This is a genomic window from Pseudomonas sp. A25(2017) (genome assembly GCF_002001065.1).
Lineage (GTDB): Bacteria > Pseudomonadota > Gammaproteobacteria > Pseudomonadales > Pseudomonadaceae > Aquipseudomonas > Aquipseudomonas kilonensis.
This window is the reverse complement of sequence record NZ_MUOA01000106.1, coordinates 1-19,143: the sequence shown is the minus strand read 5'-3', so window position 1 is coordinate 19,143 and position 19,143 is coordinate 1. Positions and strand designations below refer to the sequence as shown.

13 protein-coding genes and 1 pseudogene are annotated in these 19,143 nt (G+C 60.4%); 8 read left to right on the top strand and 6 right to left on the bottom strand.

Features of this window, described 5'->3' with window-relative positions; translation table 11 throughout:
- Positions 1-126: 126 nt before the first annotated feature.
- The 3 genes and pseudogenes from B0E42_RS25860 to B0E42_RS25850 form a co-directional block, all read right to left on the bottom strand.
- A pseudogene (locus B0E42_RS25860) lies at positions 127-678 on the bottom strand (MgtC/SapB family protein); the annotation flags it as partial.
- 477 nt (positions 679-1,155) lie between these two features.
- Complete coding sequence (locus B0E42_RS25855) at positions 1,156-1,791, bottom strand: TetR/AcrR family transcriptional regulator (RefSeq protein WP_018610580.1); 636 nt, start codon at positions 1,789-1,791, stop codon at positions 1,156-1,158.
- Between the two features lie 286 nt (positions 1,792-2,077).
- The gene (locus tag B0E42_RS25850) at positions 2,078-3,454 is read right to left on the bottom strand and encodes a glutamine synthetase family protein (protein WP_003177396.1); all 1,377 of its coding nucleotides are present in this window, start codon (positions 3,452-3,454) and stop codon (positions 2,078-2,080) included.
- A 278-nt stretch (positions 3,455-3,732) separates the two neighbouring features.
- Between B0E42_RS25850 and B0E42_RS25845 the strand changes: the two genes are divergently transcribed.
- The 8 genes from B0E42_RS25845 to B0E42_RS25810 all read left to right on the top strand — a co-directional run bounded on the left by B0E42_RS25845 (position 3,733) and on the right by B0E42_RS25810 (position 12,898).
- Entirely contained in the window at positions 3,733-4,509 is a 777-nt protein-coding gene (locus B0E42_RS25845; RefSeq protein WP_077508271.1) for a gamma-glutamyl-gamma-aminobutyrate hydrolase family protein, read from the top strand.
- Between the two features lie 40 nt (positions 4,510-4,549).
- The gene (locus B0E42_RS25840) at positions 4,550-5,908 is read left to right on the top strand and encodes a glutamine synthetase family protein (RefSeq protein ID WP_018610575.1); all 1,359 of its coding nucleotides are present in this window, start codon (positions 4,550-4,552) and stop codon (positions 5,906-5,908) included.
- Positions 5,909-5,966: 58 nt separating this feature from the next.
- Positions 5,967-7,331, top strand: coding sequence for an aspartate aminotransferase family protein (locus B0E42_RS25835; protein ID WP_024617270.1), 1,365 nt, complete (start codon positions 5,967-5,969; stop codon positions 7,329-7,331).
- A gap of 182 nt (positions 7,332-7,513) precedes the next feature.
- On the top strand, positions 7,514-8,611 hold the full coding sequence (locus B0E42_RS25830; protein WP_053182867.1) for a polyamine ABC transporter substrate-binding protein: 1,098 nt from the start codon (positions 7,514-7,516) through the stop codon (positions 8,609-8,611).
- Positions 8,612-8,795: 184 nt separating this feature from the next.
- Complete coding sequence (locus B0E42_RS25825) at positions 8,796-9,893, top strand: polyamine ABC transporter substrate-binding protein (protein WP_077508269.1); 1,098 nt, start codon at positions 8,796-8,798, stop codon at positions 9,891-9,893.
- Positions 9,894-9,954: 61 nt separating this feature from the next.
- The gene (locus B0E42_RS25820; RefSeq protein WP_014340741.1) at positions 9,955-11,097 is read left to right on the top strand and encodes an ABC transporter ATP-binding protein; all 1,143 of its coding nucleotides are present in this window, start codon (positions 9,955-9,957) and stop codon (positions 11,095-11,097) included.
- Complete coding sequence (locus tag B0E42_RS25815) at positions 11,094-12,014, top strand: ABC transporter permease subunit (protein WP_018610566.1); 921 nt, start codon at positions 11,094-11,096, stop codon at positions 12,012-12,014. Before B0E42_RS25820 ends, B0E42_RS25815 begins: the two co-directional genes overlap by 4 nt.
- Positions 12,011-12,898, top strand: a complete 888-nt coding sequence (locus B0E42_RS25810) for an ABC transporter permease subunit (RefSeq protein WP_024617273.1) — start codon at positions 12,011-12,013, stop codon at positions 12,896-12,898. The genes B0E42_RS25815 and B0E42_RS25810 overlap by 4 nt, the downstream gene beginning before the upstream one ends.
- A gap of 872 nt (positions 12,899-13,770) precedes the next feature.
- Here the strand turns inward: B0E42_RS25810 and B0E42_RS25805 are convergent.
- The 3 genes from B0E42_RS25805 to B0E42_RS25795 form a co-directional block, all read right to left on the bottom strand.
- Positions 13,771-14,112, bottom strand: a complete 342-nt coding sequence (locus B0E42_RS25805) for a carboxymuconolactone decarboxylase family protein (RefSeq protein ID WP_003206631.1) — start codon at positions 14,110-14,112, stop codon at positions 13,771-13,773.
- Positions 14,113-14,215: 103 nt separating this feature from the next.
- Positions 14,216-16,621 (bottom strand): penicillin acylase family protein, encoded by a 2,406-nt coding sequence (locus tag B0E42_RS25800; protein WP_077508266.1) that lies wholly within the window; start codon positions 16,619-16,621, stop codon positions 14,216-14,218.
- Between the two features lie 355 nt (positions 16,622-16,976).
- A complete protein-coding gene (locus tag B0E42_RS25795) occupies positions 16,977-19,100 on the bottom strand; it encodes a type III effector (protein ID WP_077508263.1) in 2,124 nt (707 codons plus the stop codon).
- Positions 19,101-19,143 lie beyond the last annotated feature (43 nt).

The following is a 19,143-nucleotide window of genomic DNA, read 5'->3' as shown; positions in this document are numbered from 1 at the left end:
GAGCACAAGGTCGGCAGCCTCGCGCTTGAATTCAGGAGTAAAGGAGCGGCGTTGTTTGGTCATCTGACACCTCGATCTGGCGAGCATTCTCGCCTAAATGGGTGTCCGGTTTCATTAGACCACTACACTGTGCAGTGATTGCAAACGTAGTGCGCTTCCGCTCAAGCCATGCAGAACCAGGGTGCGTACGTGCACCTCATCCTCGGCCCGGCAGACAATGTTGAAGGTAAAGCGCTGATCAACTTCCACGGCTGCGGCTGCGCCCTGGCGGTTTATACGCTGAGCGGCTTCGCGCAGCAGGATGTTGGCGCAGAGCACCACCAGGGTGCCCATGGCGGCTTCCAACATATGACCCATACCCGACAAGATGCCTATCGCAGCAGAGCACCAGAGCGTGGCGGCGGTATTAAGGCCGCGTACATTGAGGCCTTCGCGCATGATTACACCGGCACCCAGGAAACCGATGCCGGAAACGACTTGAGCGGCGATCCGTGCAGCGCCCGAGCTATCGCCGTTGGAGGTCAGCAGGGACACCATGACGAACAAGGCCGCGCCGGTCGAAACCAAGGCGTTGGTGCGCAGTCCAGCCAGACGCTGGCGAAGTTGACGTTCGGCACCCACCAGGGCACCTAGAGCGAGCGCGACGGTCACGCGCAGGAAAAAAATCTTCCAATCCATAATTCACTTCCATACCGACAATTGTTCGAATGGCGAACAGAGTTTTAGGGATGGATCGCGCAGGCATGAGCGAAAACCACAGATGCGCTAGGCACTTACGTGCGGGCACTGAGGGGAACTCATAGGGGAAGGAGGTTCGAATCCCGGGTCGGGAACGAAATACCACTATCCGCCGTAAGACGGCAGGAAAGTGGCAGAGAGGGACTCTGCTGGACTAGCTTGCCGCTTTAGCCTGTCGGGATCGACTGGGGTAACTGTCCAAGACTGGACTCCTGTGTTGACTAAAAAGCGGGGGCGAAAGTAGGTTTTTTATATGTAGAAGTCAAACAACGGCTGGAGGGATTTTGTTTCAGGCTACTTCGATATCGTTACATCGGTCACTGTTTCAGGCGGCCTGAACAATGCGCTTTGTTGGGGTTGGAAGGGGGGCTGCTGCGCAGCGCAGCCCAGCGGGAGCAAGCTCCCTCGCCACATGGATCAGGGCGCTTCACGCTTGGGCAGATACGGCGGCAGGTACAACCCCAGGTACGCATCGAACACCCGCATGCCTTCTTCGGCCATGCGCGGGGTGATCTGGCCGTGTTGTTGTACCGAGCGGGCGTAGACGCGGTCGCCCAGTTCCATGGCCAGGGCGAATACGTCGACGTCTTTGGGCAAGCTCGGCAGCTCGAAATGGTGGTTGAACACCTTATGCATCAGGTCGCCCAGCTCGAGGTCGTGCTGGCGGTCGGCCTGGATGACTTCGGTCAGGCCGTGCTGGGCCAGGATCAGTTGGCGAGCGGCGGCGTCCTGGCTGTAGATGGTGAGCATGCGCTGCTCCACCAGCCGTGACAGGTCGTGCCAGTGGTTCAACGCCGCATGATCAATCGGTGCTTGCAGGCCGGCGCGAAAGGCGGCGTGGATGTCGGCGGTCAGGGCTTCGAGCAGGGCCGGGACGCTGGCGAAGAAGTGGTACACGGAAGAGGGCGGGATCCCGGCGCGCTCGGCGACGCTGTAGATCGACAGGCTGGCCACACCTTCGGCGGCAAGCAGCGTACGGGCGGCATCAAGAATGGTGTCGATCCGGGCCTGGCTGCGTGCGCGGGGTTTGCGGGGGGTGGCGATGCGCGTCATGGACGTCTCCTGCGGGGCTGCCGGGCATTGTACGAGTCGGGTCCTGTGTTGTCTTCCCGGCCCTCATCGCGGGCAAGCCTTGCTCCCACAGAGCAATACATTGTGAATCAGACCAAATGATCACAAAGCCCCCCTGTGGGAGCTTTGTGAATGAGACCAAATGATCACGAAGAACCCCTGTGGGAGCTGAGCTTGCTCGCGATCCGCCGAAGGCGGCCATCCCCCCAGATACAAAAAAACGCCGCAGGCCATAAGGCCTGCGGCGTTTCTTGTTTACCGCAACCGCTTACACGGTATGCAGGTACCAGTTGTACTCGAGGTCGGAGATGGAGTGTTCGAACTCCTCCAGCTCGCTTTCCTTGCAGGCCACGAATATATCGATGTATTTCGGGTCGATGTACTTGGCCATGACTTCGCTGTCGTCCAGCTCGCGCAGGGCATCGCGCAAGTTGTTCGGCAGGCTTTGCTCGTTCTGCTCGTAGCTGTTGCCTTCCACCGGCGCACCGGGCTCGATCTTGTTGGTCAGGCCATGGTGTACGCCCGCCAGCACGGCGGCCATCAGCAGGTACGGGTTGGCATCGGCGCCGGCGACGCGGTGTTCCAGGCGCACGGCATCGGCCGAACCGGTAGGGACGCGCAAGGCCACGGTGCGGTTGTCCAGGCCCCAGGTCGGCGAGTTCGGCACGTAGAACTGTGCGCCGAAACGACGGTAGGAGTTGACGTTAGGGCAGAGGAAAGCCATCTGCGCGGGCAGGGTCTCGAGCACACCGCCGATCGCGTGACGCAGTGCGGCGTTCTGCTCGGGATCCTCGCTGGCAAAAATATTCTTGCCATCTTTATCAAGAATCGAGATGTGGACGTGCAGACCATTACCCGCCTGGCCCGGATAAGGCTTGGCCATGAAGGTGGTGTCCATTTCATGGTCGTAGGCGATGTTCTTGATCAGACGCTTGAGCAGGACCGCATAGTCGCAGGCCTTGATCGGGTCGGCCACGTGGTGCAGGTTCACTTCGAACTGCGCCGGGGCACTTTCCTTGACGATGGCGTCGGCGGGAATGCCTTGCTCCTTGGCCCCTTCCAGAATGTCCTGGAGGCAATCGACGTATTCGTCGAGGTCATCGATCAGGTAGACCTGGGTCGAGTGCGGGCGTTTGCCGGAGATCGGCGAGCGAGGCGGTTGTGGGCGTCCATTCACGTTCTCCTGGTCGATCAGGTAGAACTCCAGCTCGAATGCGGCGCAGATAGTCAGGCCCAGTTCATCGAACTTGGTCACGACTTGGCGCAGGACTTCACGCGGGTCGGCGAAGAAAGGCTCGCCTTCGAGTTCGTGCATGGTCATCAACAGTTGCGCAGTGGGGCGCTTCTGCCAAGGCTCGTTGCACAGGGTGTCAGGGATTGGATAGCAGATCCGGTCGGCATCGCCGATGTCCAGACCCAGGCCGGTGCTTTCCACCGTAGAGCCGTTGATATCCAGGGCAAATAAAGAGGCCGGCAGGTTGATGCCTTTCTCGTAAACCTTGTGGAGGCTGGTGCGTTCTATGCGCTTGCCGCGCACCACACCATTCATATCCGCAATCAGAAGGTCAACGTACAGAACCTCAGGATGTTCCTTAAGGAACGCGTTCGCTTCGTTAAGCTGAACGGCACGCGGGGGTACCGACATGATGCAACACCTTTGTTGTTAAAAATATCAATCATTGATCTCTTCGAAAGCCAGTCAACCCGAACGGCATGCCGAAGTCAAGCAGGGCCTTTTTTGCCCTAAAAAAGCACCTTCAAGGCTTTTTTGAGGCAATTTAGGGCGTTTTTTTCCCTTTAACGGTCTTGGCGCCTGCGGGCTTGAGCGGGCCGTGTTGTATTTTTTACGGGGGTGTTGTGTAAAAAAATGAACAAGGCTAAGCTCGATTCAAACCCATAACAGCAATAATACCGGGGTGCTTCATGTCTCGCCTGCCGTTAATCGGCGTCACCACCTGCTCCAGGCAGATTGGTCTGCATGCTTATCACATCAGTGGCGATAAATATTCCCGGGCTGTCGCGACAGCCGCCAAGGGCCTGCCAGTGCTGCTTCCGTCCCTGGCGGATCTGTTCCCGCCGTCCGATATTCTGGACGCCCTGGACGGTATTCTCTTTACCGGCTCTCCTTCCAATGTAGAACCTTTTCATTACCAGGGCCCGGCCAGTGCGCCAGGCACTGCTCATGATCCTGCACGGGACGCCACCACCCTGCCGCTGATCCGCGCCTCTGTCGCTGCGGGCATCCCGGTGCTGGGCATTTGCCGAGGTTTCCAGGAGATGAACGTAGCCTTTGGCGGCAGCCTGCATCAGAAAGTTCACGAAGTCGGAACCTTCATCGATCATCGTGAAGACGATACTCAAGCGGTGGATGTCCAATACGGTCCTGCCCACGCCGTGCATATCCAGCCTGGCGGTGTACTGACAGGCCTGGGGCTGCCCCAGCTAATGGAGGTCAACTCGATCCACAGCCAGGGCATCGAGCGCCTGGCACCGGGGTTGCGGGCCGAAGCGGTGGCGCCCGATGGCCTGATCGAGGCTGTTTCGGTGCCAGAAGGCAAGGCTTTTGCTTTAGGTGTGCAATGGCACCCCGAATGGGAGGTAAGCTCTAACCCGCACTACCTTGCGATTTTCCAGGCATTTGGCGATGCCTGCCGAGCAAGGGCAGCACAACGCGACGCCGATGCGTCAAACAACGCCTGACGACTAATAGCAGTCAGGAAACTCACGCCTAGAGGCATTTATGAGTAACAACCTCGACCAGCTCACCGATTGGTTGAAAGACCACAAGATCACAGAAGTCGAATGCATGATTGGCGACCTCACCGGTATCACCCGGGGCAAGATCTCGCCGACCAACAAGTTCATCGCCGAGAAAGGCATGCGCCTGCCCGAGAGCGTTCTGCTCCAGACCGTGACGGGCGACTATGTCGAAGACGACATCTATTACGAACTGCTCGACCCTGCCGACATCGACATGATCTGCCGCCCGGACGAGAACGCAGTATTCCTTGTGCCCTGGGCCATCGAGCCCACTGCCCAGGTCATCCACGACGCCTACGACAAGCAGGGCAACCCCATCGAGCTGTCGCCGCGCAACGTGCTCAAGAAAGTGCTCAAGCTCTACGCCGACAAGGGTTGGCAGCCGATCGTCGCGCCGGAAATGGAGTTCTACCTGACCAAGCGCAGCGACGACCCGGACTTTCCGCTGCAACCGCCCGTTGGCCGCTCCGGCCGCCCGGAAACCGGCCGGCAGTCCTTTTCGATCGAAGCGGCCAACGAATTCGACCCGCTGTTCGAAGACGTCTACGACTGGTGCGAACTGCAGGAACTGGACCTCGATACCCTGATCCACGAGGACGGCACGGCGCAGATGGAAATCAATTTCCGTCATGGCGATGCCCTGTCCCTGGCCGACCAGATCCTGGTGTTCAAGCGCACCATGCGCGAAGCGGCACTCAAGCACGACGTGGCTGCCACCTTCATGGCCAAGCCCATGACCGGCGAGCCGGGCAGTGCGATGCACTTGCACCAGAGCATCATCGACAAGGAAACCGGCAAGAACGTCTTCTCCAATGAAGACGGGACCATGAGCGATCTGTTCCTGCACCACATCGGCGGCCTGCAGAAATTCATCCCCGAGCTGTTGCCGCTGTTCGCCCCCAACGTCAACTCGTTCCGCCGCTTCCTGCCGGACACGTCGGCGCCGGTGAACGTGGAGTGGGGAGAAGAGAACCGCACCGTGGGCTTGCGCGTGCCGGATGCCGGGCCGCAGAACCGTCGGGTGGAAAACCGCTTGCCGGGCGCCGATGCCAACCCGTACCTGGCGATTGCCGCCAGCCTGCTGTGTGGCTTCATCGGCATGGTCGAAGGCATCAACCCGAGCGCGCCGGTGGTGGGCCGAGGCTACGAACGCCGCAACCTGCGTTTGCCGCTGACCATCGAAGACGCCCTGGAACGCATGGAAAACAGCACCACCATCGAGAAATACCTGGGCAAGAAATTCATCACAGGCTACGTCGCGGTCAAGCGGGCCGAGCATGAAAACTTCAAGCGCGTGATCAGTTCGTGGGAGCGGGAATTCCTGCTCTTTGCCGTCTGAAGCGCCGGGCGGGGCTGCTTCAGGCAGCTTCGCCCTCACCGATAACAGGAGAATTGGCATGACCCGCAATAACCCGCAAACCCGTGAATGGCAGGCCCTGAGCAACGATCACCACCTGGCGCCGTTCAGCGACTTCAAGCAGCTCAAAGAGAAAGGCCCGCGCATCATCACCCACGCCAAGGGCGTCTACCTCTGGGACAGTGAAGGCAACAAGATCCTCGACGGCATGGCCGGCCTCTGGTGCGTGGCCGTCGGTTATGGCCGCGAGGAATTGGCCGACGCCGCCAGCCAACAGATGCGCGAGCTGCCGTACTACAACCTGTTCTTCCAGACGGCCCACCCGCCAGTGCTGGAATTGTCCAAAGCCATCGCCGACATCGCCCCTGAAGGCATGAACCACGTGTTCTTCACCGGCTCCGGCTCCGAGGGCAACGACACCATGCTGCGGATGGTCCGCCACTATTGGGCGATCAAGGGCCAGCCGAACAAGAAAGTCATCATCAGCCGCAAGAACGGTTATCACGGTTCGACCGTGGCCGGCGCGAGCCTGGGCGGCATGACCTATATGCATGAACAGGGCGACTTGCCGATCCCGGGCATTGTCCACATCGCCCAACCTTATTGGTTCGGCGAAGGCGGCGACATGAGCCCCGAAGAGTTCGGCGTGTGGGCGGCCAACCAGTTGGAAGAAAAGATCCTGGAGCTCGGCGTGGACAACGTCGGCGCCTTCATCGCCGAGCCGATCCAGGGCGCCGGCGGCGTGATCGTGCCGCCGGACAGCTACTGGCCGCGCATGAAGGAAATCCTCGCCAAGTACGACATCCTGTTCGTGGCCGACGAAGTGATCTGTGGCTTCGGCCGTACCGGTGAGTGGTTCGGTACCGACCATTACGGGTTGAAACCGCACATGATGACCATCGCCAAGGGCCTGACCTCCGGCTACATCCCCATGGGCGGGCTGATCGTGCGCGACGACGTGGTCGCGGTGCTCAATGAAGGCGGCGACTTCAACCACGGGTTTACCTATTCCGGTCACCCGGTGGCCGCGGCAGTGGCCCTGGAAAACATCCGCATCCTGCGCGACGAAAAAATCATCGAGCGCGTCCATGCTGAAACGGCACCCTATTTGCAGAAGCGTTTGCGGGAACTGAACGATCATCCTCTGGTGGGTGAAGTGCGCGGGGTCGGTTTGCTGGGGGCGATCGAACTGGTTCAGGACAAGGCCACGCGCAAGCGCTACGAAGGCAAGGGCGTGGGCATGATCTGCCGGCAGTTCTGTTTCGATAACGGGCTGATCATGCGCGCGGTGGGCGACACCATGATCATTGCGCCGCCGCTGGTGATCAGCAAGGCCGAGATCGATGAGTTGGTGACCAAGGCGCGGCAGTGCCTGGACCTGACGCTCAGTGCGTTGCAAGGCTAAGTGCTAGGCTCTGAGCGAGGTGCCTGCAAGGGCCTCGCCCAGCGAGAATAAAAGGCTGGGCTTGTGTTGAAAGCCTGGCCTGTAACTTGCCAGACTACCGGCTGTTCAAGTTGCCAGAGAGTCGGCTACTGAACTGTGGCTAAGAAGAATAACTGGAGCATTTTTTCATGAAGGCATTAGGTATGAAGATAGCTGGCAAGACCCTCCTCGCCATGTCCCTGATGGGCGTGATGGCGGGCGCTGTTCAGGCGGACGACAAAGTGCTGCACGTCTATAACTGGTCCGACTACATTGCGCCGGACACCGTCGCCAAGTTCGAGAAAGAGTCGGGGATCAAAGTCGTCTACGACGTGTTCGATAGCAACGAAACCCTGGAAGCCAAGTTGCTGGCCGGCAAATCCGGTTACGACATCGTGGTGCCGTCGAACAACTTCCTGGCCAAGCAGATCAAGGCCGGGGTCTACCAGAAACTCGACAAGTCCAAGTTGCCCAACTGGAAAAACCTGAATACCGACCTGCTCAAGGCCGTTTCCGTGAGCGACCCGGGCAACGAACACGCCTTCCCGTACATGTGGGGTTCGATCGGCATCGGCTTCAACGCCGAGAAGGTCAAGGCCGCGCTGGGTGCCGACGCGCCGACCAACTCGTGGGACCTGCTGTTCAAACCGGAAAACGCGGCCAAGCTGAAAGCCTGTGGCATCAGCTTCCTCGACTCGCCGACCGAGATGATCCCGGTGGCACTGCACTACCTGGGCTACCCGACCGACAGCCAGGACAAGAAACAACTGGCTGAAGCCGAGGCACTGTTCCTCAAGATCCGTCCTTCGATCGGCTACTTCCACTCCTCCAAGTACATCTCCGACCTGGCCAACGGCAACATCTGCGTAGCGGTCGGCTACTCGGGCGACATCTACCAGGCCAAGTCCCGCGCGGCCGAAGCCGGCGGCAAGGTTAAAGTCAGCTACAACATTCCGAAGGAAGGTGCTGGCAGCTTCTTCGACATGGTCGCCATCCCCAAGGATGCCGAGAACGTCGAGGGTGCCTACAAGTTCATGACCTTCCTGCATAAGCCGGAAATCATGGCTGAAATCACCGATATCGTGAGCTTCCCGAACGGCAACGCGGCCTCCACGCCGCTGGTCAACAAGGAAATCACCAGCGACCCGGGCATCTACCCGCCGGCAGACGTGCAAGCCAAGCTTTACGCGATTGCCGACCTGCCCGCCGCGACCCAGCGGATCATGACCCGCAGCTGGACCAAGATCAAATCCGGTAAATAAGCCGGCCTGAAGCATCCTCCTGTTGTCGCTGCCATCGCGGCGGCGGCAACAGGAGCAATTAAATAACTAAAAGTTTTGCTGGATCGGTTTATCGAGGGTAAGTTGCGCGCCGGTTTTGTTGCAGGGCCTCTCTTGGCCAAGTAACGGGGGCAACTTGGGCCCAACTATTTAAGAGGACCTCCACGTGCCAGTCTTTTCTTTGTTACGTAACGCCTTGCTGGTCGGTGCCGGCCTGACGCTCGCCGTCAGCGTCCAGGCCGCCTCCACCGTGCATATTTATAATTGGTCGGACTACATCGGCGAGACCACCCTGGCGGATTTCGAAAAAGCCACTGGCATCAAGCCGGTGTATGACGTGTTCGACTCCAACGAAACCCTGGAAGGCAAGTTGCTGGCCGGGCGTACCGGTTATGACGTGGTGGTGCCGTCCAACCACTTCCTGGGCAAGCAGATCAAGGCCGGGGCGTTCCAGAAGCTCGACAAGGCGCAGTTGCCCAACTACGCCAACCTCGACTCTGTGCTGCTCAAACGCCTGGAAAAGAACGACCCGGGCAACCAGTACGCCGTGCCTTACCTGTGGGGCACCAACGGCATCGGCTACAACGTCGAGAAGATCAAGGCAGTCCTGGGCGTCGACAAGATCGATTCGTGGGCCATGCTGTTCGAGCCGGAAAACATCAAGAAGCTGTCCAGCTGCGGTGTTTCGTTCCTCGACTCGGGCGACGAGATGATCCCGGCGATGCTCAATTACCTGGGCCTGAACCCCAACAGCGAAGACCCTGAAGACTACAAGAAGGCCGAGGCTCAGCTCCTCAAGATCCGGCCTTACGTGACCTACTTCAACTCCTCCAAGTACATCTCCGACCTGGCCAATGGCGAGATCTGCGTGGCCGCCGGTTTCTCCGGTGACATCTTCCAGGCCCGTGAACGCGCCAGCGAAGCCGGCAAGGGCGTCGAAATCGCCTACGTGATTCCCAAGGAAGGCGGCAACCTCTGGTTCGACATGCTGGCGATCCCGCGTGACGCCACCAACGTCAAGCAGGCGCACGCCTTCATCAACTATGTGCTCAAGCCTGAGGTCATCGCCCAGGTCAGCGACGTTGTCGGTTACGCCAACCCGAACCCGAAGGCTGGCGAACTGATGGACCAGAAAGTGCGCACCGATGAAGCGGTGTACCCACCGCAAGCGGTCGTCGACAAGCTCTACGTCAACTCTGAGTTGCCGCCCAAGATCCAACGACTCATGACCCGCAGCTGGACCAAGGTCAAGTCGGGTAAATAACGTCAACACTCTTAGGTTCGTCCACGTGGGGCGAACTGCAAATTCTGTGGGAGTTTCGTAAATGGCAGTTGCCTCCGGCGCCTATAAGAAAGCCCTCGAGGGCGACCAGACACCCAAACAGGTGTTGGTCAAAATCGACCGGGTCACGAAAAAGTTCGACGAGACGATTGCCGTGGACGATGTGTCCCTGGAAATCAAGAAAGGCGAGATATTTGCCTTGCTCGGCGGTTCGGGATCGGGCAAATCCACCTTGCTACGCATGCTGGCCGGTTTCGAGCGGCCCACCGAGGGACGGATTTTCCTCGATGGCGTGGACATCACCGACATGCCGCCTTACGAGCGGCCGATCAACATGATGTTCCAGTCCTACGCTTTGTTCCCCCACATGACTGTGGCGCAGAACATCGCCTTCGGTCTGCAGCAGGACAAGATCCCGAAAGCCGAGGTCGATGCCCGCGTGGCTGAAATGCTCAAGCTGGTGCAGATGAGCCAATACGCCAAGCGCAAGCCGCACCAGCTCTCCGGCGGCCAGCGTCAACGCGTGGCCCTGGCCCGTTCCCTGGCCAAGCGCCCGAAGCTGTTGTTGCTCGACGAGCCAATGGGCGCCTTGGACAAGAAGCTGCGCTCGCAAATGCAGCTTGAGCTGGTGGAGATCATCGAGCGGGTCGGCGTGACCTGCGTCATGGTGACCCACGACCAGGAAGAGGCCATGACCATGGCCGAACGCATCGCGATCATGCACCTGGGCTGGATCGCCCAGATCGGCAGCCCGATCGACATCTACGAAACCCCGACCAGCCGGCTGGTCTGCGAGTTCATTGGCAACGTCAACATCTTCGAGACCGAAGTGGTGGACGACGCCGAAGGCCACGCGGTGCTGACTTGCAAGGACCTGGACCGCAACATCTACGTGGGCCACGGCATCAGCACCTCGGTGCAGGACAAGTCCGTGACCTACGCCATTCGCCCGGAAAAGCTGCTGGTCACGTCCGAGCAGCCGACCTGTGAGCACAACTGGTCCAGCGGCAAGGTCCATGACATCGCCTACCTGGGCGGCCACTCGGTGTTCTACGTCGAGTTGCCGAGCGGCAAGCTGGTGCAGTCCTTCGTCGCCAACGCCGAACGCCGTGGCCAGCGTCCGACCTGGGGCGACCAGGTGTTCGTCTGGTGGGAAGACGACAGCGGCGTGGTGCTTCGCTCATGAACCTGCGCAAACTCAAACGCCGACTCGATCGAATAACGCCCGGTGGCCGCCAACTGGTCATCGGGGTGCCCTTCATCTGGCTGTTCCTGTTCTTCATGCTGCCGTTCTTCATCGTCCTGAAGATCAGCTTCGCCGAAGCCGACGTCGCCATTCCGCCGTACACCGAGATCTACAGCTACGTCGACCAGAAGCTGCAGGTGCTGCTCAACCTCGCCAACTACGCGATGCTGAGCGAGGACGAGCTGTACATCGCCGCCTACCTAGGCTCGCTGAAGATGGCGCTGATCAGCACCGTCCTGTGCTTGCTGATCGGTTATCCGATGGCCTATGGCATCGCCAATGCCCGCAAAGAGATGCAGACGGTGCTGGTGCTGCTGATCATGATGCCGACCTGGACCGCGATTTTGATCCGGGTCTACGCGTGGATGGGGATCCTCAGCAACAACGGCCTGCTCAACGGCTTTTTGCTGAGCATGGGGTGGATCAGCGAACCGCTGCAGATCCTCAACACCAACCTGGCGGTGTATATCGGGGTCGTCTACTCCTATCTGCCGTTCATGATCCTGCCGTTGTATGCCAACCTGGTGAAGCACGACTCCAGCTTGCTGGAGGCCGCGTCGGACCTGGGTTCGAGTACCTTCAACAGCTTCTGGAAAATCACCGTGCCGCTGTCCAAGAACGGCATTGTCGCCGGCTGCATGCTGGTGTTCATCCCCGTGGTGGGCGAGTTCGTGATCCCGGAACTGCTGGGCGGCCCGGAAACCCTGATGATCGGCAAAGTGCTGTGGCAGGAATTCTTCAATAACCGAGACTGGCCGGTGGCATCCGCCCTGGCGGTGGTGATGCTGGCGATCCTGATCGTGCCCATCATCCTGTTCAACCGCAGTCAGGCCAAAGAAATGGAGGGCAAGGAATGAAGCGCTTCAGTTTTTCAAGCCTGATGCTGGTGCTGGGTTTTATGTTCATCTACGCGCCGATGTTGATCCTGGTGATCTACTCGTTCAACGCCTCGAAACTGGTGACGGTGTGGGGCGGCTGGTCGATCAAGTGGTACGTCGGCCTGCTGGACAACAGCCAGCTGATGGGCTCGGTGGTGCGCTCGCTGGAAATCGCCTGCTACACGGCGATTGCCGCGGTGGCCCTGGGTACGCTGGCGGCTTTCGTGCTGACCCGCATCACCCACTTCAAGGGCCGCACGCTGTTCGGCGGCCTGGTCACCGCGCCGTTGGTGATGCCGGAAGTCATCACTGGCCTGTCGCTGTTGCTGCTGTTCGTGGCCATGGCCCAGATGATCGGCTGGCCCCAGGAGCGTGGCATCGTCACGATCTGGATTGCCCACACGACGTTCTGCGCGGCCTATGTGGCGGTGGTGGTCTCGGCACGCCTGCGTGAGCTGGACCTGTCCATCGAAGAGGCGGCCATGGACCTCGGTGCGCGGCCGTGGAAGGTGTTCTTCCTGATCACCATCCCGATGATCGCGCCGTCACTGGCGGCGGGGGGCATGATGTCGTTCGCATTGTCTCTGGATGACCTGGTACTGGCGAGCTTCGTCTCCGGTCCCGGCTCGACGACCTTGCCGATGGAAGTCTTCTCGGCGGTGCGCCTGGGGGTGAAACCGGAAATCAACGCCGTGGCGAGCCTGATCCTGCTGGCGGTGTCACTGGTGACCTTCCTGGTCTGGTACTTCAGCCGCCGCGCCGAAGAGAATCGCAAGCGCGCGATCCAGCAAGCCATCGAAGAAAGCGCCGCCGACTCCTGGAAACAACCGGAAGTACGCCGGCCCGAGACCGCGCCGGTCTGAATCTGTGGGAGCGGGCTTGCTCGCGAAAGCGGTGTGGCAGTCAATGAAGAGGTTGAATGTCAGGCCGTCATCGCGAGCAAGCTTTGCTCCCACAGGTTTTTTGGGTTGCCAATAAGTCCGCGACCGAATGCAAATCCCATTGTGGGAGCGAGCTTGCTTGCGAAAGCGGTGTGGCAGTCAATGAAGAGGTTGAATGTCAGGCCGTCATCGCGAGCAAGCTTTGCTCCCACAGGGTTTTTGGGGCGCCTATAAAACCGCGGCCGAATGCAAATCCCATTGTGGGAGCGGGCTTGCTCGCGAAAGCGGTGTGGCAGTCAATGAAGAGGTTGAATGTCAGGCCGTCATCGCGAGCAAGCTTTGCTCCCACAGGTTTTTTGGGTTGCCTATAAACCCGCGACCGAATGCAAATCCCATTGTGGGAGCGGGCTTGCTCGCGAAAGCGGTGTGGCAGTCAATGAAGAGGTTGAATGTCAGGCCGTCATCGCGAGCAAGCTTTGCTCCCACAGGGTTTTTGGGGCGCCTATAAAACCGCGGCCGAATGCAAATCCCATTGTGGGAGCGAGCCTGCTCGCGATAGCGGTGTGGCAGTCAATGAAGAGGTTGAATGTCAGGCCGTCATCGCGAGCAAGCTTTGCTCCCACAGGGTTTTTGGGGCGCCTATAAACCCGCGGCCGAATGCAGATCCCATTGTGGGAGCGAGCTTGCTTGCGATAGCGGTGTGGCAGTCAATGAAGAGGTTGAATGTCAGGCCGTCATCGCGAGCAAGCTTTGCTCCCACAGGGTTTTTGGGGCGCCTATAAATCCGCGACCGAATGCAAATCCCATTGTGGGAGCGAGCCTGCTCGCGATACGGCCGGCAGGTTATTGGCCGTTCACTTCTTCAACGCGTCATGGGCTTCCAGCGCGCGCAAGGAGTAGATGTACGCCGCACCTGCATTGAGCGACACCGCGGTGGCCAGGGTAGCGGCGATTTCTTCGCGGGTGGCGCCGGCCTTGATGGCGGCGTCGGTGTGTACGCCGATACAACCGTCACAGCGCGTGGTGATGGCGACGGCGATGGAGATCAGCTCACGGGTCTTGGCATCGAGCACGTCGTTTTCAGCCGCGGCTTCGTCCAGGGCCATATAGGCCTTGACCATCTTCGGGTTGCTTTTACCCAGGGCGCCAAAGGCGCTCTTGATGGTAGGCAGCAGCTCGGACCAGTTGTTGAACATAGCGTTTGACTCCTAGTGGGAAAGGCGGGATTGCGCCCTTGTAGTCTTGACCATCAATGACGATCAAGCCCGGGAGGCGATGAAAAAGACCTGCGCGCCCGCTTTAGGGCGCCCGGGCCGGCAACAGTTTCAAGGTGCCATGGGTATTGGCCGTCACTTCTTCCTCGGCCAGGTGCGCCTGGTGATACAGCCCCTCTATGTACGCCTCGGCCTGGTCCTCGTAATGCTTGTCGAACGGCACGCCGCTCTGGCCAACGGGGTTGATGGTGACGCTGTGGGTCGGGTCGGCGAAGTCGATGATGCGCCGCGTCGAAGGCCCATAGGTCACCGGCCACGGCGCCGGACCGATTTTGGCGGAGAGGTTGTTGGGCACCTCGTGGGTACCCGGTGCGGCGAAGGGGCCGACGTTGAAGATCCGGTCCAGCGGCTTTTGCAGGCCCAGCGGGTGGCCATGGGTCAGGGTGTGGGCCTTGCCCCATTGCCATTGCGTGGCATCGTCGCCGAGGGTGGTCTTCAGGTGGGTGAGGCTCTTGTCCCAGGCCTTTTTCACGGTGTCGGCACGGGTTTCCGTGCCGAGGGTCGTGCGGTCATCCCACCACGGTGAATCTCCAGAGGTCGCCAAGCGTGGAAGGGCGGCGTCGATCACCCGGGTCGACAGCGCGGTTTCGAAGAAGCCGTCGCCCAGTTCATCGTGCAGAGCGGCGTCGGCCAGGTTGAACAGGAACTGGTTGAACAGCGTGGCGCTGGTGGAGTCCAGGGGGTAATCGCCCGGCCATTGAGCCAGTTGTTCCACCCATTTGCGTTCCTGTGGGTCGTTGACCACCTCACGCAGCACCGGCAGCAAAGGCGCGAGCAGGCGAGGGCCGTAGGCGGTAGTGGTGCCCAGCTGCAGTTTCTGGGTGGTTTCGATGTCCCACTTCGCCTGCTTGTCGCTGAGCTGACGGTTGAGTTGCTGGCCGCGGTCGGCGAGGTTGTAGTAACCGGGAATCTCGATGCCGCTGGCCGGCACCGGCTGGAAATTGGCCGAGACGATGTAGCCCCGCGCCGGGTTCTCTTCCTGCGGATTGCTGCTGAACGGATAGAAACCTTCCTTTTCCGCCTCCGGGCTGCTGCCATCGAGGATGAAGCCAGGCTTCACACCGGCTGGCCGCTTGGGCAGTTGCGCGGCGGCCCACCAGCCGATGTCCCCCTTGGCGTTGGCCCACACCACGTTCAGCCCGGGTGCGTGGATCTTGGCCGAAGCGCCGCGAGCCTTGGTGAGGGTGTCGGCGCGGTTGAGCTGGTAAAAGGCCTCGAGGATCGGGTTGCGGCTTTCCAGGAATCCCCACCACATGGCGACCGGGGTCTTGCCGGCGTTCGCACCGAGGGCATCGTTGACGATCGGACCATGGGGCGACTGGCGCAGCACCAGCGTCACCGGTGCCTGGCCCTTGATCGCGATCTGCTGCTCGCTGCGGGTCATGTCCACCCATTTGTCGCGATACCAGACCTGTTCGGGATTGTCCGGGTTGACCTTCTCGGCGATCAGGTCCAGGTCGTCGTTCTGGAACATGGTGACGCTCCAGCCGAAATCCTTGTTCATGCCCAGCGTCGCGAAGGGCAACAGCGCCTGGTATTGCCCGTAGAGTTCGAACCCCGGGGCCGACAAGTGCGCCTCGTACCACACCGAAGGCGTGGAAAAACGGATGTGCGGGTCACCCGCCAGCAACGGCTTGCCGCTGTGGGTGCGGCTGCCGGAGACCGCCCAGGCATTGCTGCCCTCGAACTGCGGCAGGCCGTTATCAGCCAGGGCCTGCTCGCTCAGACGGGCGAGGGCGTTGAGGTCTTTCCAGTCGGCGGCAGCCAGCGGCAGGCCGCCCTTGCGACCTTCGGCCAGCACACCTTGAGGCTGCCAGTCGAGGTCGAAAATGTTCAGGTAGTTGGCACCCAGCACATCGCGCACATAGGTCAGCAGGGGTTCGGTGCGAAAGGCCGCGGCGAAGCTGTAGGCCATGTAGCCGGTAACGCTCACGGTGTCTTCCGCGGTGAACGGGCGCTTGGGAATGCCCAGCACATCGAATTCCACGGGCCGGGTGTGGCTGTCCTGATAGGCGTTGATCCCGTCCAGGTAGGCTTGCATGGCGAGCCAGGCCGGGGATTGTGGGTCCTGCTCGGTCACGTAGGCCGTGGCGCGTTCGCGGATGCGCAGGCTGCGCATCAGCTTGTCAGTATCGAGCAGCTTCGGCCCCAGCACCTCGGCCAGCTCACCACGGGCGAGGCGGCGAATGATCTCCATCTGGAACAGCCGATCCTGGGCATGGACATAACCGAGGGCGCGGTACAGGTCGGTTTCGTTCTCGGCGCGGATATGCGGCACACCGCGTTCGTCGTAGCGCACCGTCACCGAGCCATGCAGCCCTTGCAACTGCACCGTGCCTTGGCGGGTGGGCTGCTTGCTGTAGAGGTAGCCGCCCGCGACGATGATCGCGGTGACGATCAATGACAGGAAGGCGATGAGGGTGCGCTTCATGGTGATTCCTTATTCTGGTGACAGCGGTCCCATGGTCTCGCTGTTGATTCCCTGTTTAGCATATGGCTGCTTCCCGGCGCATCGTCCGTCGGAGGGATTTTCTCCAGGTCGCCTCGCGGGCGGGAGTATAGGCGGTGGAAGGTTTCGGGCAGCGGCTGGGCGTTGGAGGCCGCGCCGCGAATCGGAAGGCTATCGTTGATAGGCACAGCAATCACGTCTGCCGTCGTCCAAGCGCAAAGGGATGTGAGTCGGCGTGTGTCGCGAGGGCCGGCCACAGGAGGTTCCTGCGGCCGGCGTAGAGGGGTGGTTTCAGCCAGTGATCGTCAAGCCATCGAACGATGGCCCGGCGAATTCATCAGCTTGGCCGGGTAGTGGGTGCTGGTTCGTTGGACGGTCCGCCCTGGGTCCGCGCTTCGCCTCGCTCTGCCAGTTGAATGTCATCGCCAGAGGCTTTTTTGGGCCTCGTTGCCAGGCTCTGGGCCCATTCGGTACCCAGGTTAAGCCCCGCGATAGCGGTTTGCGGAACGACCTGAGTAAGGCCGCGGGTCACGTGGTAGGTATTTTCGAGGTCGCGCCGCCAGCCTTCCGGCTGGGTGTGGGGCAGACCGTCGCGGTTTGGACTTGTCACGTTCTGCAGCGGTACGTTTGCTCGCTTGGTCAGGTCATCTTTGCCGCTCAGCGCCTTGTTTTCGAGCGGTGCCGCCACGCTGTTGGCAAAGAACGGAAGCAGCGTCAGGCCGGAGGAGAAAAAGGTGGTGACAATCTGCTCCATTTTTTCCCGCACTTCCGGGTTTTCACCCACCGCGGCTGCGTCACCCACGGCTGTACGCATGGCGACCCCTTCGCCTACGCCTACGATCCGGTTGGCGTAGTCGCTGATGTTGGTCATGCTGATCGGGTTGAGCTTTCCTGTCGCTTCGGAAAACGCCTTGGGTAGCAGCTCGCCCCAGTTGCGGTTTTCCGTTGTCACCCGGTAGGTAGGGATCTCCTCGTCACCGTGGGTTTGCGCATATTTCGCCACTGCCTGGCCACCCGCCATGAAGGAGCCACCCACTGCGGATGCCGCCGAGCGGGCGAGGATGCCGCTGGCGTTTACCGAGGTGAATTGATCAATGGTGTCGCGCACAGCATGGGCGGCACCGAAGGCGAGGTAGCCGGTGAAGTCACCGCTCATGGTGCCAAAGTTGTTCGCGTTCTGTTTGAGCTTGAAGTCGTTGCGCTTTTGCTCCTGTGTGAGGTTGAGGGCATTGCGTCCAGCGTTCTCGACCCGACGTCCGTCCTGCGTGACGACTTGCAAGGCCTTGGGATAGACCGACATCGGATCGACTTTTTCCAGGCCGGCGCCGATGGTCTTGTCGACGACGACCTGGACGAATGGGCGGATGCCGTCGCTGATCACCTTGTGGGCGGCGCCAAGCACAGTCGAGGTCGCCGCGACATGCTTGCCGTAGGAGGCGTCCGCCATTTTTTCATCAATCGACGCGGTGATTGCGCCAAAGTGGCCCGCAGACGCCACGCCCTGCGGGATTCCCGCCCCGGCGAACACCGCCAGGCCGGTTACAAAGCCGCTCTTGGTCTTGAGGTCGGCGACATAGTCCTGGCGTGCGACGTTCTTCAGCGCGGTGTCCAGCACCTCGTTTTTCTTCGTCGCCGTTGCCAGTTCGCTTGGCGTGTTCGGCTTGTCGTCATCGGTCTTGAGCAACTCGCCAAGCTCCCCCTGGACCTCGCGTAACTGGCCCAGTTGATCCTTCGCCTGGTCGCGTGCGGCCGGGGGAAGGCTCTCGTTGTTCGCCGCTTGTTGCGCATGCTCGATTCGGCTTTCCATGAAGGTATTCAAGCGCGTGGGCATGTCTTGCGTCATGGCTTGCATGACACCTTTGGCATAACCGCGGAAGGCTTCATGGCTATTTTGCAGCAGCTGGCGATCGTTCCCTTCCGGGGTTTTATCGATGACTTCCTGGCACAACGAATGATAGGCGCCAAGGGTATTACCCATGCGCTCGCAGTGTTTGCCCCAGACGGCTTTGAAACCGCCGTCCTCTTTCCTGTCGTCCTCGTTCTTGCCCAGGTACTCGTTGAAGTCCTTGACGAATGCTTCGGTTTCTTCGTGGCCCGACAGCATCGGGTGCGGCGTGCCGCCGAGTTCGGCGAGATGCTTCTGTACATCTTGATAACTTGTGCCTGGCGCGTAGCCCAATACTTTGCCTTCCAGGCTCATATGCTCACGTGCATAGCCGATGGGGTCGCTCTCAGGGTTTTTCTTGCCGAGGCTGTTGACCAGTCCTGTCAGGCGCTGCTGCCGGGTCCTGAGTGTTTGCTGGGTCTTGTCGGTCGCCTGTCCTTCGAAGTGATAAGGCACTAGGGGATTGGTGGAGGGCCGAACCTGCCCGGACAGGCTGGTCCCCACCGGCGTGATCCGATCGTCCTGCTGGTGCAACGCCGCCGAGCTGGTGCTTCGTCCTACTGATAAATCTGGCATGTCGTGCTCTCCTAGATTGACAGGGCGCTGTTGAGCCCGGTGC

Coding starts and splice junctions, on each gene's coding strand:
- B0E42_RS25855 (WP_018610580.1), bottom strand. CDS start 1,791: ATGACGCGCATCGCCACCCCCCGCAAACCCCGCGCACGCAGCCAGGCC.
- B0E42_RS25850 (WP_003177396.1), bottom strand. CDS start 3,454: ATGTCGGTACCCCCGCGTGCCGTTCAGCTTAACGAAGCGAACGCGTTC.
- B0E42_RS25845 (WP_077508271.1), top strand. CDS start 3,733: ATGTCTCGCCTGCCGTTAATCGGCGTCACCACCTGCTCCAGGCAGATT.
- B0E42_RS25840 (WP_018610575.1), top strand. CDS start 4,550: ATGAGTAACAACCTCGACCAGCTCACCGATTGGTTGAAAGACCACAAG.
- B0E42_RS25835 (WP_024617270.1), top strand. CDS start 5,967: ATGACCCGCAATAACCCGCAAACCCGTGAATGGCAGGCCCTGAGCAAC.
- B0E42_RS25830 (WP_053182867.1), top strand. CDS start 7,514: ATGAAGATAGCTGGCAAGACCCTCCTCGCCATGTCCCTGATGGGCGTG.
- B0E42_RS25820 (WP_014340741.1), top strand. CDS start 9,955: ATGGCAGTTGCCTCCGGCGCCTATAAGAAAGCCCTCGAGGGCGACCAG.
- B0E42_RS25815 (WP_018610566.1), top strand. CDS start 11,094: ATGAACCTGCGCAAACTCAAACGCCGACTCGATCGAATAACGCCCGGT.
- B0E42_RS25810 (WP_024617273.1), top strand. CDS start 12,011: ATGAAGCGCTTCAGTTTTTCAAGCCTGATGCTGGTGCTGGGTTTTATG.
- B0E42_RS25805 (WP_003206631.1), bottom strand. CDS start 14,112: ATGTTCAACAACTGGTCCGAGCTGCTGCCTACCATCAAGAGCGCCTTT.
- B0E42_RS25800 (WP_077508266.1), bottom strand. CDS start 16,621: ATGAAGCGCACCCTCATCGCCTTCCTGTCATTGATCGTCACCGCGATC.
- B0E42_RS25795 (WP_077508263.1), bottom strand. CDS start 19,100: ATGCCAGATTTATCAGTAGGACGAAGCACCAGCTCGGCGGCGTTGCAC.